The 14,113-nt window shown below is 68.7% G+C and carries 15 protein-coding genes; 9 read left to right on the top strand and 6 right to left on the bottom strand.

Annotation, left to right across the window (positions count from 1 at the left end):
- The first annotated feature begins 50 nt into the window (after positions 1-50).
- The 4 genes from K2Y03_RS06865 to K2Y03_RS06850 all read left to right on the top strand — a co-directional run bounded on the left by K2Y03_RS06865 (position 51) and on the right by K2Y03_RS06850 (position 4,772).
- Positions 51-956 (top strand): haloalkane dehalogenase, encoded by a 906-nt coding sequence (locus K2Y03_RS06865; protein WP_294089503.1) that lies wholly within the window; start codon positions 51-53, stop codon positions 954-956.
- A 125-nt stretch (positions 957-1,081) separates the two neighbouring features.
- Positions 1,082-2,368: a 3-methyl-2-oxobutanoate dehydrogenase (2-methylpropanoyl-transferring) subunit alpha gene (locus K2Y03_RS06860; RefSeq protein WP_294089501.1), complete on the top strand. Its 1,287-nt coding sequence runs from the start codon at positions 1,082-1,084 to the stop codon at positions 2,366-2,368.
- A 41-nt stretch (positions 2,369-2,409) separates the two neighbouring features.
- Positions 2,410-3,414, top strand: a complete 1,005-nt coding sequence (locus tag K2Y03_RS06855; protein WP_294089572.1) for an alpha-ketoacid dehydrogenase subunit beta — start codon at positions 2,410-2,412, stop codon at positions 3,412-3,414.
- A gap of 74 nt (positions 3,415-3,488) precedes the next feature.
- A complete protein-coding gene (locus K2Y03_RS06850; protein ID WP_294089499.1) occupies positions 3,489-4,772 on the top strand; it encodes a dihydrolipoamide acetyltransferase family protein in 1,284 nt (427 codons plus the stop codon).
- A gap of 61 nt (positions 4,773-4,833) precedes the next feature.
- Here the strand turns inward: K2Y03_RS06850 and K2Y03_RS06845 are convergent, their stop codons facing one another.
- On the bottom strand, positions 4,834-5,385 hold the full coding sequence (locus K2Y03_RS06845) for a DUF4199 domain-containing protein (protein WP_294089496.1): 552 nt from the start codon (positions 5,383-5,385) through the stop codon (positions 4,834-4,836).
- A 102-nt stretch (positions 5,386-5,487) separates the two neighbouring features.
- Positions 5,488-5,913: a response regulator transcription factor gene (locus K2Y03_RS06840; RefSeq protein ID WP_294089493.1), complete on the bottom strand. Its 426-nt coding sequence runs from the start codon at positions 5,911-5,913 to the stop codon at positions 5,488-5,490.
- A 53-nt stretch (positions 5,914-5,966) separates the two neighbouring features.
- Between K2Y03_RS06840 and K2Y03_RS06835 the strand changes: the two genes are divergently transcribed.
- Entirely contained in the window at positions 5,967-6,791 is an 825-nt protein-coding gene (locus K2Y03_RS06835; protein ID WP_294089491.1) for a protein phosphatase 2C domain-containing protein, read from the top strand.
- Between the two features lie 11 nt (positions 6,792-6,802).
- On the opposite strand, the gene K2Y03_RS06830 is transcribed toward K2Y03_RS06835, so the two are convergent.
- Entirely contained in the window at positions 6,803-7,582 is a 780-nt protein-coding gene (locus K2Y03_RS06830; RefSeq protein WP_294089490.1) for an SDR family oxidoreductase, read from the bottom strand.
- Between the two features lie 64 nt (positions 7,583-7,646).
- On the opposite strand from K2Y03_RS06830, the gene K2Y03_RS06825 reads away from it, so the two are divergent.
- Positions 7,647-8,852 carry a bifunctional alpha/beta hydrolase/OsmC family protein gene (locus tag K2Y03_RS06825; protein WP_294089489.1) on the top strand — a complete coding sequence of 402 codons (1,206 nt, stop codon included), beginning with the start codon at positions 7,647-7,649 and terminating at the stop codon, positions 8,850-8,852.
- 30 nt (positions 8,853-8,882) lie between these two features.
- Here K2Y03_RS06825 and K2Y03_RS06820 read toward each other — a convergent pair whose 3' ends face one another.
- Positions 8,883-9,641: a hypothetical protein gene (locus K2Y03_RS06820; RefSeq protein ID WP_294089487.1), complete on the bottom strand. Its 759-nt coding sequence runs from the start codon at positions 9,639-9,641 to the stop codon at positions 8,883-8,885.
- A 44-nt stretch (positions 9,642-9,685) separates the two neighbouring features.
- On the bottom strand, positions 9,686-10,882 hold the full coding sequence (locus tag K2Y03_RS06815; protein ID WP_294089484.1) for an acetyl-CoA C-acyltransferase: 1,197 nt from the start codon (positions 10,880-10,882) through the stop codon (positions 9,686-9,688).
- A gap of 158 nt (positions 10,883-11,040) precedes the next feature.
- Between K2Y03_RS06815 and K2Y03_RS06810 the strand changes: the two genes are divergently transcribed.
- The 3 genes from K2Y03_RS06810 (at position 11,041) to K2Y03_RS06800 (ending at position 13,074) form a co-directional block, all read left to right on the top strand.
- Positions 11,041-11,595, top strand: a complete 555-nt coding sequence (locus K2Y03_RS06810; protein ID WP_294089481.1) for a sigma-70 family RNA polymerase sigma factor — start codon at positions 11,041-11,043, stop codon at positions 11,593-11,595.
- Between the two features lies 1 nt (position 11,596).
- Positions 11,597-12,232, top strand: a complete 636-nt coding sequence (locus K2Y03_RS06805) for a DUF1109 domain-containing protein (protein WP_294089478.1) — start codon at positions 11,597-11,599, stop codon at positions 12,230-12,232.
- Positions 12,233-12,339: 107 nt separating this feature from the next.
- Positions 12,340-13,074, top strand: a complete 735-nt coding sequence (locus K2Y03_RS06800; protein ID WP_294089475.1) for a thioredoxin family protein — start codon at positions 12,340-12,342, stop codon at positions 13,072-13,074.
- A 172-nt stretch (positions 13,075-13,246) separates the two neighbouring features.
- Here the strand turns inward: K2Y03_RS06800 and K2Y03_RS06795 are convergent.
- A partial coding sequence (locus tag K2Y03_RS06795) for a helicase-related protein (protein ID WP_294089474.1) occupies positions 13,247-14,113 on the bottom strand: 867 nt, incomplete at its 5' end.

Raw genomic sequence — 14,113 nt, 5'->3', positions numbered from 1 at the left:
TCGCATCCGCCAAGCCAATGATGGCAAAAAACGATTCGGAGAGCCTCCCCATGATCGACACCCTGCGCACCCCCGATGAGCGTTTCGCCGACCTGCCGGGCTTCCCCTGGGCACCGCATTATATCGACGACCTGCCCGGCTATGAGGGGATGCGCGCCGCGCGCATCGACGAGGGGCCGCGCGACGCGGAGCAGGTGTTCCTGTGCCTGCATGGCGAGCCGAGCTGGAGCTATCTCTACCGCCGCATGATCCCGGTATTTCTGGACAGCGGCGCGCGGGTGGTGGCGCCCGACTTTTTCGGCTTTGGCCGCTCCGACAAGCCGGTGCGGCAGGAAGATTACAGCTTCGACTTCCACCGCAACTACATCATCGCGCTGATCGAGCGGCTGGACCTGACCAATATCACTTTGGTGGTGCAGGATTGGGGCGGGCTGATCGGCCTGACGCTGCCCGTCGCGGAGAGCATCCGGCCGCGCATTGCCCGGCTGATCGTGATGAACACCGGCATCGGCACCGGCCAGTCGCCGGGCGCGGGCTTCATGGCGTGGAAAAACTATGCGCTGTCGACGCCCGACCTGCCGATCGGCGCACTCATCGCGCGCGGCACGCCGCACCTGACGCCCGCCGAAATCGCCGCCTATGACGCGCCCTATCCCGATGCCAGCTACAAGGCGGGCGCTCAGGTGTGGCCGGCGCTGGTGCCGGTTGACCCCGACATGGCCGGTGCCGCCTATGGCCGCGCGGCAGTGGCGTTCTGGTCCACCCAGTGGGACGGTCCCTGCTTCATGGCGGTGGGCGATGCCGATCCGGTGCTCGGCCCGCCCCAGATGGCGGCGCTGCGGGCCAATATCCGCGGCTGCCCGGAGCCGCTGATGATCAAGGGCGGCGGCCATTTCGTGCAGGAATGGGGCGAGGAGATTGCCCGCGCGGCACTCGCCCATTTCGGCGGGCGCTGAGTTTTTCGGGCTGGCAGAGCCGGCGGCGGCCGCCACCACAAAAACCCGTTGAAATTTTATGACGCCGGCCGCAAAGCGCGCCGGGGCGTGGCCCGCCCCTTGAGTCCCGCCTTTTAGGAGAGCGCATGTCCGGCGACCACCCGCGCGCCAATCTGCCGCCGCTTTCGCTGCACGTGCCGGAGCCGCGCTTCCGCCCCGGCGACGCGGTCGACTTTCTGGATGTGGAAGTGCCGCCCGCCGGCGCCCAGCCGCGCCCGGACACCGGCGCCCACCCGTCGAGCTTTACCGGCCTTGCCTATTCGCTGGTCCGCGTGCTCGACGAGCAGGACCGCGCCGTCGGCCCGTGGGACCCCAAGCTGTCGCCCGACATGCTGCGGCGCATGCTGCGCAGCATGGCGCTGGTCCGCGCGTTTGATGAGCGCATGTTCCGCGCCCAGCGCCAGGGCAAGACCAGCTTCTACATGAAGTCCACCGGCGAGGAAGCAGTGGCGGTCGCCGCCGCCTATGCGCTGGACCGCGACGACATGTGCTTCCCCTCCTATCGCCAGCAGGGGCTGCTGATCGCGCGCGACTGGTCGCTGGTCGACATGATGAACCAGATCTATTCGAACAAGGGCGACCGGCTGGACGGCAAGCAGCTGCCGATCATGTATTCGTCGAAGGAAGCGAGCTTCTTCACCATCTCCGGCAACCTGGCCACGCAATATCCGCAGGCAGTGGGCTGGGCGATGGCGTCGGCCGCGCGCGGCGACACGCGCATTGCCGCCACCTGGTGCGGCGAAGGATCGACGGCAGAAGGCGATTTCCATTCCGCTTGCACCTTTGCCAGCGTCTATCGCGCGCCGGTGATCCTGAACGTCGTCAACAACCAATGGGCGATTTCCAGCTTTTCGGGCTTTGCCGGGGCGGAGGCGACCACCTTTGCCGCGCGCGCGGTGGGCTATGGCATTGCCGGCCTGCGCGTTGACGGCAATGACGCGCTTGCCGTCTATGCCGCCACCGCCTGGGCGGCGGAGCGCGCGCGTACCAACCATGGCCCGACGCTGATCGAGCTGTTCACCTATCGCGCGGAGGGCCATTCGACCTCCGACGACCCCAGCGCCTATCGCTCGGCCGCGGAAGCGACCGCCTGGCCGCTGGGCGACCCGATCCGCCGGCTGAAGGACCATCTGATCGGTCTTGGCGAATGGGACGAGGACGCCCATGCCGCGCAGGACAAGGAACTGGCCGAAATGGTGAAGGCCGCGCAGAAGGAGGCGGAGACCAACGGCATTCTCGGCCACGGCCTGCACCAGCCGTTCGAGACGATGTTCGAAGGCGTGTTCGAGGAACTGCCCTGGCATCTGCGCGAGCAGCGCGACCAGATGCTGGCAGAGGAAGAGGCATCGGGGCGGCCATGGCGGCACAAATGATCGAGGCGGAGATGATCGGCGACGCGGGCGACACCGTCCGCATGAACATGATCCAGGCGATCAATTCCGCGCTCGACATCACCATGGCGCGCGATCCGGGCGTCGTCGTGCTGGGCGAGGATGTCGGCTATTTCGGCGGGGTGTTCCGGGCAACCGCCGGGCTGCAGGCCAAATATGGCAAGACGCGCGTGTTCGACACGCCGATCAACGAATGCGGCATCATCGGCGTGGCGATCGGCATGGGCGCCTATGGCATGCGGCCCGTGCCCGAAATCCAGTTTGCCGACTATATCTATCCCGGGCTGGACCAGCTGGTGTCGGAGGCGGCACGGCTGCGTTATCGCTCGGCCGGCGAGTTCACCGCGCCGATCACGGTGCGCTCGCCCATGGGCGGCGGCATTTTCGGCGGCCAGACACACAGCCAGAGCCCGGAAGGCATCTTCACCCATGTCGCGGGGCTGAAAACGGTGATCCCCAGCACGCCCTATGATGCCAAGGGGCTGCTGATCGCCGCGATCGAGGACAATGACCCGGTCGTGTTCTTCGAGCCCAAGCGCCTCTATAACGGGCCGTTCAACGGCTATTGGGATCAGCCGGCGCAGAACTGGTCGCAGCACCCGGCAGGCGCGGTGCCCAGCGGCTATTACCGCATTCCGCTGGGCCAGGCCAATGTCGTGCGCGCGGGCGAGGCCGTGACGATCCTGGCCTATGGCACGATGGTGCATGTGTGCGTGGCGGTGACCGCGGCGCTCGGCGTGGATGCGGAGATCATCGACCTGCGCACGCTGGTGCCGCTCGACATCGAGGCGATCGAGGCGTCGGTGAAGAAGACCGGGCGCTGCATGGTGGTGCATGAGGCCACCCGCACCAGCGGTTTCGGTGCAGAGCTTTCCGCGCTGGTGCAGGAGCGCTGCTTCTATCATCTGGAAGCGCCGGTCGCACGGGTGACGGGGTTCGACACGCCTTATCCGCACAGCCTGGAATGGGCCTATTTCCCCGGCCCCGTGCGGATCGGCGAAGCCTTGAAGAAGCTGCTGAAGGATTGACGGGCGCGCCCTAGCTGGCGAGCGCGCAACATGATGGCGTGGGGGCACCCGCGCGAGACGAACGGAGTGTTCAGATGGGTCGTTTCACTTTCCGCCTGCCCGATATCGGCGAAGGCATTGCCGAGGCAGAGATTGTGGCGTGGCACGTCGCCGTCGGCGACCGGGTGGAGGAAGACCAGCAGATCGCCGACATGATGACCGACAAGGCGACCGTGGAAATGGAAAGCCCGGTCGCCGGCGTGGTGGTCGAACTGGCCGGCGAGGTGGGAGAGCAGGTGCCGATCGGCGCGATGCTGGTGGTGATCGAAACCGAGGGCGACGCGGAAGCTGCCGAGGCGGAGCCCGTCGCTGAACAGGCGGCGGCCAGCACTCCGATCCTCCCCGTTCACGGGGAGGGGGACCCTGCGCAGCAGGGTGGAGGGGGCGATGTGCAGGAGGCGCCGCCTGCCCCGCCCCCGCCGCCCGCCGCCCCGGAAGCGCCGGCGGCCCCGGCCCTCCCGGTGCTCGCCTCCCCCGCCGTGCGGGCGCGCGCGAAGGACCTCGGCATCGACCTCGCACAGGTGAAGCCGGCCGAGGGCGACCGCATCCGCCATGCCGATCTCGACGCCTATCTGCGTTACAGCAGCGGCCAGGGCTATCACGCGCCGCATGCCAGCCGCGCGCGCGACGACCAGCCGGTGAAGGTGATCGGCATGCGCCGCCGCATTGCCGAGAATATGGCCGCCGCCAAGCGCCACATCCCGCATTTCACCTATGTCGACGAAATCGACGTGACCGCGCTGGAGGCAGTGCGCGCGGACCTGAACGCCAATCGCGGCAACCGGCCGAAGCTGACCATGCTGCCGCTGCTGATCGTCGCGATCTGCCGCACCATTCCCGACTTTCCGATGATCAACGCGCGCTATGATGACGAGGCGGGCGTGGTGACGCGCCATGGCCGCGTCCATCTGGGCATGGCGGCGCAGACCGATGCCGGGCTGATGGTGCCGGTGATCCGCGACGCGCAGGACAAGAATGTGTGGCAGCTGGCGGCCGAGATTGCCCGCCTGGCCGAGGCCGCGCGCACCGGCAAGGCAAAGTCCGAAGAACTGTCCGGCTCCACGCTGACCGTCACCTCGCTCGGGCCGCTGGGCGGGATCGCGACGACGCCGGTCATCAACCGGCCCGAAGTGGCGATCATCGGCCCCAACAAGATTGTCGAACGGCCGGTGTTCATGGGCGACGAGATTGTCCGCGCCAAGCTGATGAACCTGTCGATCAGCTGCGACCACCGCGTGGTGGATGGCTGGGACGCGGCAAGCTTCGTCCAGGCGCTGAAGAAACTGCTCGAAACGCCGGTGCTGCTGTTCGCGGATTGAGAACGCCCAGAGGCGAGTGGCGTCCATTCTCCCCTCCCGCAGGCGGGAGGGGAGAATGGACTCAGGACTGCCGGGCATCGGCGCGCCGTGCCGGCAGGAAACGGGGATTGCGCAGCAGCGCCGCTGCGACCAGCGAGACGACCACGCCGACCGGGAAAATCTCCGCAAAGGTCATCGGCAGGCGGATCAGCGGATTGGCATAGCTGGCGCGGAAGGCATTCATTTCGGCGGTCAGCTTCGCCAGTTCGGCCGCGCTGGCGCCGGCCGCGCGCCGCGCCGCAATGGTCGCCCGCGCATAGTCGCCGCCAAAGTCGATGCCCGTCACTGCCAGCCCCGCTTCCCAGGCGAGCGTATAGACAATGCCGGCCACCGCGCTGATCCCCAGCCCCAGCGCGAGTGCCGGCCAGAAGCCGATCACCCCGCCGCCCGCCACATCGCGCTGGCGCTTCACCGCGACGAAGATCGCAGCAAAGGCCAGCAGCATCACTGTATAGCCGATGATCGCGCCGCTGCTGCCGACATCCTCGCCGCGCCACAGCAGCAGCGTCACGAACAGGTTGCCGCCCGTCAGCAGCCCGGCGGCCAGCCCATAGGCGATCATGCGGTTGATCATGTCCATGCCCCCTTTGCGCGGTTGTGATGCCGGCGATGATGCGCACCGCGCGCGCCGGCGCAATCGCCCAAAGGGGTGATTTGGGGCATCCGGCCAGCGATTTCAGTCGATCAGGCCCAGCCCCCGCGCCCGTGCGACCGCGTCGGTCCGCCGCTTCGCGCCCAGCTTTTCATAGAGCCGCGCGACATGGGTCTTCACCGTATTGGGCGAGATGCCGAGCGTGCGGGCAATCTCCTTGTTCGACTGTCCCGCCGCCAGCAGGTCGAGCACGCGCCGCTCGCGCGCACTGATGCCTAGCCCGGCCTGCGCCGCCGGATTGCCCGGCGCGCGCGGCACCGGATGGCCGAGCACCCGCGCGCCGATCCATACCCCCAGCGCCAGAAAGCCGGCCGCGATCACAAACAGTGCCATGTCGCCAGCGGCCGGCCGCACCAGCCGCTGATATTCAACCGTGGCGAGCGCCACCGCCGCCGTCGCCAGCGCCGCGCCATAGGCCAATATCCGTCGCGCCATGCCCATGCCTGCCATCCCCTGCAGACCGCCGTCCCCAATCCGTAACACGCCGGCGCTACGGCACCAGCATGCGCTTCGACGTCCTGCAATCGCTTTCGCTGTGCGGCGATCCGCTCACGCCCAATGACGACCGCGCCGGCGCGGGCGATGCGCTGGCCTGGGTGATCGACGGCGCGACCGATCTGGGCGAACCCGGGCTGGTCGGCACGCGCGGCGGCGCGGCCTGGATCGCGCAGGAGGCCAATGCCGCGCTCGCCGCCGCCGGCGATGCCGGGCTGGAGGCGGTCTGCAAGGGGCTGTTCGCGCGGATCGCCCGCCGGTTCGAGGCGGTGCGCACGCGCGCGCCGCTGGGTGACTGGGAGCTGCCCAGTGCCTCTTTCCTGGCCGCGCGCGCCAGCGAGGGGCGCGTCGATTTCGCCTGGGCCGGCGATTGCACGGCGCTGGTGAAGCGCGGCGATGTCGTCGAACGGGTCGGCCCGCTGGCACAGGGCAAGGCGGATGAGGCGGCGCACGCCGCCAGCCTCACCGAACATGGCCTGGGCCTGAAAAGCCGGCCGGCGCCGATCATCGCCTCCCTTCGGGCGACGCGCGCGCAGCCTGGTCGGCGGGTGCTGAGCGTCGATCTGGCCGGGGTCGCCGGACTGGGCACCGGCACCGTGCCGTGCGGCTATGGCGACGAGCTGCTGCTGATGACCGACGGCTTCGCTGCGCTGATCGACCAGTTCGACGCGATCGACGCCGCCACGCTGATGGCGGCGCTGCACCGGGAAGGGCTGGCCGGCATCGGCCACCGGCTGCGCGCGATCGAGGCCGAAGATGCCGACTGCGTGCGCTATCCGCGGTTCAAGACCTCCGACGATGCGACCGCGCTGTGGCTGCGCTGCGCGGCCTGAGCGTACTCCCCTTATGAATCGGGCTTTTGCAGCGCGCCCGCCAGCCAGCGTGCCAGCGGGCGCGGCGTGAAGCGCACCGACGCCGCCATCGACTGATTGACCAGCCCCGACACCTTGACCGCGCGATTGCCGGCCAGCGCCGAAAGGCCGTCGCGCACCACCGCGTCGGCGTCGCCGGCGAACATCTTGAACAGCCGCGAACTGGCCATGTCGGAAACATCGGCAAATTCGGTGCGGGTGGCGCCCGGGCACAGGCAGGCAACGCGCACCCCCTGCCCCTTCACTTCCTCATGCAGCGCTTCGGAAAAACTCAGCACGAATGCCTTGCTGGCATAATAGACCGCCATCCACGGCCCCGGCTGAAACGCGGCAGTCGACGCGATGTTGAGGATGCCGCCGGCGCGCATCTGCACCATGCCGGGCAGCACGGCGTGGCACAGCTCCACCAGCACCCGGCAGTTGAGGTCGATCATTTCCAGCTGGCGGGCGCGGTCGAGCTGGGTGAAACCGCCGCGCAGGCCGAACCCGGCATTGTTGATGAGCGTGTTGACCGGCAGGCCGGCCGCCGCGATTGCCGCCATCAGCGCGTCGACTGCGCCGGGCGCGGCAAGATCGGCCGCGAAGACATGCACCTGCCGCCCTTGCTGCGCGCTGATTTCGGCGGCGAGTGCGTCCAGCCGGTCACGCCGCCGGGCGACCAGGATCAGGTCGTGCCCGTCCTTTGCCAGCGCCCGGGCGAAGCGCTCGCCCAGCCCCGCCGACGCGCCCGTCACCAATGCCGTGCCCGCCATCTTGCCGCCCTTTCGCCGCTGCCATAAGCTTTTGATGGTTTAGCGATTTACGAAGGAACAAGCCATGCGGCGCGACGTCAGCTTCACCAACGCCGCCGGCACCCGGCTTCATGGCCGGCTGGAGCTGCCGCCCGGGCGGGTGCGCGCGGTGGCGCTGTTCGCGCATTGCTTCACCTGCACGATCCAGAGCCATGGCGCGCGGCGGATCGGCCTGGCGCTGGCCGAACGCGGCATCGCCACGCTGGCGTTCGACTTTACCGGCCTTGGCAAATCCGAAGGCGCGTTTGCCGACAGCCATTTCGCCGCCAATGTCGGCGATCTGGTGGCAGCCGCCGATTTTCTGCGCGGCGATATCGGCGCGCCGTCGATCCTGATCGGCCATTCGCTGGGCGGCGCGGCAGTGATCGCGGCGGCTGAACATATCCCAGAGGTGCGCGGCGTGGTGACGATCGGCGCGCCGTTCGATCCGGCGCATGTCCTCCACCAGCTGGGGGACGGTGTCGAGCAGGTGCGGGCACAGGGCCTGGCAGAGATTGCCATTGGCGGGCGCCCCTTCACCGTCAGCAGCGCCTTCCTCGACGCGGTGGAGGGGCAGGACCAGGCCGCCCGGCTCGCCCGGCTGAAGCGCGCGCTGCTGGTGCTGCACGCGCCGACCGACGCGACCGTGGGCATCGAAAATGCCGCCGCGATCTTCACCGCTGCCAAACACCCCAAGAGCTTTGTCTCGCTCGACGGGGCGGACCATCTGATGACGCAGGCCGGCCCGGCGGGCTATGCCGCTGCGATCATCGCCGCCTGGGTGGAGCCGTTCCTGCCGCCGGCCGACACCGTCGACCTGCCCGACGAGGGGCATGTGCGCGTCACCTCCACCGACGCGAAGTTCACCGTGATCGTCGATTCGTCGGGCCACAGCTTTCTGGGCGACGAACCCCTGGCCGTCGGCGGGGCCAATCTGGGGCCGACCCCCTATGACCTGCTGCTGTCGGCGCTGGGCACCTGCACCGCGATGACGGTGAAGCTGGTCGCCGACCGCGAGGGGATTCCGCTGGAACAGATCTCGGTCACGCTTGACCACCAGCGCTGCCATTCGGCCGATTGCGCCGAACCCGGCGAGGGGCGGCCGAAGATCGAGGTGCTGAGCCGCGACATCACGCTGACCGGCGCGCTGACCGAGGCGCAGCGCGCGCGGCTGCTGGTGATTGCGGACAAATGCCCGGTCCACCGCACGCTGGAAAGCCACCCGGTCATCAAGACACGGCTGGTGGAGTAGGGGTTTTTGGTTCGTTGAGGCGGCGCCGCTTCACCCGTCACGCAAGCTGATCAGGATCCGCACCCAGGCGCCGATCAGCGGCTTGCCGCCCTTGCGCGGGGGCCGCACCTGGAACTGCCACGCGGCCTCGCGCACCTGATAGCCCATGCGCGACCCGGCCGGCGCCTCGCCCAGTATCTGGCAGTTTTCCACGCGGTTGCGCGGCGCCGTCTGGCAGGCGATCAGCCCCCAGCCGCCGGGCATCGTCCGCGCCTTGGCGAGATAGGGCGACAGTTCGGCCTGGCGGGGCTCGCGGAACCATTCGGCCTGATAGAGCGGCTCGCCATTGGGAGCATTGCCCACCGGCACGCTGTCGCCGCTCGCGCCGCCGCCGGCATCGGCCAGTGCGGCCGGCGGGTCGGCCGATTTCATCTTGCCGATGTCGCTTGCGCGATACTCCTCGCGGCTCAGCTTGATGAAGCCGGGAATGTCCTCAAGCCGCGTCGGCGATGGCGTCGTCTCGGGCGGTGGCGGCGGGGTGCGCGCCGCAGCCGGCGGCTGGGCAGCGCGGCGCTCGGCCTGTTCGGGCTGCTTGGTTGCTTCGGCCTGCTTCTCCGACCGGTCCTCGCTGGGGTTGATCAGCTCGAAGGTCTTTTCGGCGCGCCCGGCAAAGCGCGGGATGTCGGGCCAGGCCAGCTTCAGCAGCGCCAGCAGGATCAGCGCCTCGACCGCAAGCGCCAGCAGCAGCCCCGCGCCGCGCCGCCGCCACCAGCCCGGCGCTTCGTTTCCAGGCTGATGAGAGGCCGGCATCAGCCGCGCTTAGCCGGGTCGGCTGGCGCGGGGAAGCGGGCGCCTCAGACGATTTCGAACAGCCCGGCCGCGCCCATGCCGCCCGCTGTGCACATCGAGACGACCACCCAGCGCACCCCGCGCTTGCGCCCCTCGATCAGCGCGTGGCCGACCAGGCGGCTGCCGGTCATCCCGAACGGATGGCCGATCGCGATGGCACCGCCGTTGACGTTATATTTTTCGGGATCGATGCCCAGATGGTCGCGGCAATACAGGCATTGCGAGGCAAAGGCCTCGTTCAGTTCCCACAGCCCGATATCGGCAACCGAAAGCCCCGCGCGCGCCAGCAACTTGGGGATGGCGAAGACGGGGCCGATGCCCATCTCGTCGGGCGCGCAGCCGGCGGACTGAAACCCGCGATAAATGCCCAGTATCTCGCGCCCCTCGGCTTCGGCCATCTTGCGGTCCATCAGCAGCTGGCACGCCGCACCATCCGACAACTGGCTGGCATTGCCGGCGGTGATGTGGCGGCCGGGGCCGGAGAATTGCCCGCCGGGCCACACCGTCTTCAGGCCGGCAAGCGCTTCATAGCTGGTGCCGGGGCGAATGCCCTCGTCCTGCGCCACCGTCACCGTCTCGGTGCCGACCTTGTTGCCTTCCTTATCGATGATCGCGCGGTCGACGGTGATCGGCACGATCTCCTCGGCAAAGGCGCCCGTTTCCAGCCCGCGCGCCGCGCGCTGCTGGCTCTGCGCGCCATAATGGTCCTGCGCCTCGCGAGTGATGCCATAGCGCTCGGCCACGATTTCGGCGGTTTCGATCATCGGCACATAGGCCGCCGGCACCCGATCAGTGACCGAGCGGTTCAGATAGCGCGGCGCATCCTTGGTGACGGTGAAGCTGATCGATTCCATGCCGCCGGCCAGCGCCACGTCGATCTCGTTGCACATGATCGAGCGCGCCGCGAGCGCCACCGCCGTCAACCCCGAGCCGCACTTGCGATCCAGCGTGAAGGCGGGGACGCTGAGCGGCAGGCCGGCGGCGAACACCCCCATCCGCCCGGCATTGCCGCCTTGCGTTCCCCATTGATTGCCCACGCCCCAGAACAGCTCGTCGATACGGGCGGGATCGATGCCGGCCCGCTCGGTCGCCGCGTTCATCACATGCGCGGCCAGCACCGGCGCCTCGGTCGCGTTGAAGGCGCCGCGATAGGCCTTGCCAATGGCGGTGCGGGCGGTGCTGACAATGGCGGCTTCGCGCATGATCCTCTCCTGATTGCTTGACCCCGGGATAGCGAGGCCCGGCCGTCGCAACAATCCTTGGCAAAGCGCGGCCCCCCACAGGCTTTACCGATTGGGCGATGCTGGACTAGACAGGCCCCGGGGTCCGAGCGGTGTAACCGGCAGCACAGGGAATCCGAATGGCAGTATCGGAGCCGCAGCGCCAAGCGCGGGACGACCAGTTGAAAGACTGGATGGTGCGTGGGCTGGACGGTGACGCAACCGCCCAGAACCGCCTTCTGTCCGCGCTGGCGCCGCTGCTGCGATCGTTTTTTGCGCGGCGGCTGGCCGGTGCAGGGGATGACGTGGAGGATCTGGTGCAGGAAACGCTGATCGCGATTCACACGCGCCGCGCGACCTATGATCGCACCCGTCCGTTCGCGCCTTGGGCCTATGCCGTGGCACGCTACAAGCTGATCGACCATTTCCGCAGACGCCGCCAGACGGTGCCGTTCGACGAGCTCGAAGCCGTGCTGATTGCCGAGGACGGGCACGAAGCGGCATCGGCCAGGCTTGATCTGGAGGCGCTGCTGGGTGGCCTTTCGGCAAAGCAGGCCGATGCCATTCGCCACACCCGGATCGAGGGACTGAGCGTTGCAGAGGCCGCCAGCGCCCAAGGCATCGGCGAGTCCGATGTGAAGATTTCCGTGCATCGCGGGCTGAAGGCACTCGCTGCACGGCTGAAGGGCAAGTAACATGCGTACCGACGACCTGATTGCAGCACTTGCCGATGACACCCGGCCGGTCAGGCGCCATGCCGTCGAAATGCGCATCCTGACCGGGCTCGCCATGGGTGCAGCGATCACAGCGGTGGCGGTGCTGATCATCGGCCTGCGCCCCGACATGTCGAGCGCGATGATGACCCGGTCGTTCCTGATGAAATGGAGCTACACGATCACGCTCGCATTGGTCGGCGTGGCGGCCATGGTGCAGGCGGCGCGGCCGGACCGGGCACCGCGCGCGCTGTGGTTTGCGGTGGTGCCGGTTGCGCTGATGGCAGCGGGCGCCGGCTATGAACTGGCCACCACCCCGGTCAGCCAGTGGGAAAACATGATGATGGGCCATTCGGCAATGACCTGCCCGGTGACGGTGGGTTTGTTGTCGATACCGATCCTGGCCGGGCTGCTATGGTCGTTCCGCGCGCTGGCGCCGGTGCGACTGCGAGTGACGGGCGCCGCACTCGGGCTGGCGGCGGGGGCGGCGGCGGCCACGCTCTATGGGCTGAGCTGCGACGAGCATACCGCGATCTTCACGCTGACCTGGTATTCGCTGGGCATTGGCCTGGCCATGCTGGCAGGTGCACTGGTGGGGCCGCGGCTGCTGCGCTGGTGATTGGCAAAGCGCAATCAACAGCGGCGTAACCCGCCGTCGCGTGGTTGCGAATGAGGGATGTGCGGCGCTGATGCCGCAACCCCTGCACCAACCAATGGAGTGCCCCCATGCGCATCCTGCTTGCCACCCTGCCCGCGCTTGCGCTGGCCGCCTGTTCGGGCGCCGTCGCGACCCCTGCCAGCAACCAGCCCGGCGCCCGCAGCGCCCCCGTCGCCCAGACGGGTGACCCGGCCCATCCGGTCGTGGTCGAGCTTTACCAGAGCCAGGGCTGCTCCAGCTGCCCGCCCGCCGACCGGGTGGTGAACCGTCTGGCCGACCGGCGTGACGTGATCCCGCTGTCCTTCGCGGTCACCTATTGGGACGATCTGGGCTGGAAGGACATTTTCGCCGATCCCGCCTATACCGCGCGCCAATGGGATTATGCCCGCACCGCCGGCCGGCCGCAGGTGGCCACGCCTCAGGTGATCGTAAACGGCCGTGATGCCGTGCTCGGCAGCCATGAAAGCGAGTTGAACGCCGCCATCGCCCGCAACGTGGTGAAGGACGGCCCCAGCATCGCCGCACAGGGCAGCGGTGTCGCCATCGGCGCCGGCAAGGCCGCGCACGCCATCGTCTGGGCCGTGCGCTATGACCCGCGCACGCTGAACGTCGCGGTGAAGGCCGGCGAGAATGAAGGCGTCAACATTCCCCACCGCAACATCGTGAAGCAGCTGGTCCAGATCGGCAGCTGGTCGGGCAAGGCCGCGCAGTACAGCCTGCCGGCAGCACCCGCCGGGCTGCAGACCGCCATCCTGGTGCAGAACGGCAAGGGCGGGCCGATCCTGTCGGCGGCAAAAATCTGAGGGTGGTCGGCTAGACCCACCTTGCACTACTTGCACCCTCGCCCGGTTGCGTTCCGGCGGGGGTGCAAGACCATTTCGGCCTGGTTTCAGTTAGGCTGAAATAATCACGTTGCCGGCCCGCTCCCTCACCCGGGAAGCGGGCCGTTGCCGCTTAAAGCAGAACCAATCACCCCTAGCGGCGCGGGCCCCGGTTGCCGACGGGTTTGCGCGGCCGGGCATGCGCCGGGGCCGTGCTGGGGCGCGGGTGTCGCGGGGTTGCCGCCGGCCCCTGGGGCGCTGGTTCGATCACCCCGCCATCGTCGCTGGTGCTGCGCTTCAGCGCGGCCTGGAACTTGCCCGCCAGCGCGCGCGGAATCTGGAAATAGGTGTCGTTGGGGCCAATTCGGATCGCGCCCACCTCCTGCTTGGTGATGTGGCCGCGCCGGCACAGCAGCGGCAGGATCCAGCGCGGATCGGCATTTTGCCGCCGGCCGATGTCGAGCCGGAACCAGACGACATCGTCAAATCCCGCACGGCGATTGCCCTCAGGCCGCCCCTCATCGCGTAGCGGCCCGCGCTCCACCAGTTCTTCGGGGGTCGGCAGCGCGGCCCGGTGCGCGCGCACCAGCATCGCCGCAATGTCCTCAGGCGGGCGCTGGGCCAGCAGCTCTGCCCCCAGTGCGCGATCTTCCTCGTCCAGCTCGGCGGGCGTCAGCAGCGCCTCCAGCAGCCGCGCCCGGTCGCTGGCCAGAATTTCCTCCGGCCCCGGTGGCGGTGTCCAGTCGGCATCGATCCGCGCCGATTTCAGCAGCCGTTCGATCGCGCGGCGGCGCGGATAGGGCACGATCAGCACGGCAGTGCCCTTCTGCCCCGCGCGCCCGGTGCGCCCCGAGCGGTGCTGCAGCGCCTCGGCATCGCGCGGCAGCTCGACATGGATGACCAAAGTCAGCCCCGGCAGGTCGATGCCGCGCGCGGCGACATCGGTCGCCACGCACACCCGCGCGCGCCCGTCGCGCAGCGCCTGCAACGCGGCGTTGCGCTCATTCTGGCTATGCTCGCC

This window comes from Sphingomonas sp., from assembly GCF_019746015.1.
GTDB lineage: Bacteria > Pseudomonadota > Alphaproteobacteria > Sphingomonadales > Sphingomonadaceae > Sphingomonas.
This window is presented reverse-complemented; position numbering and strand designations above follow the sequence as displayed.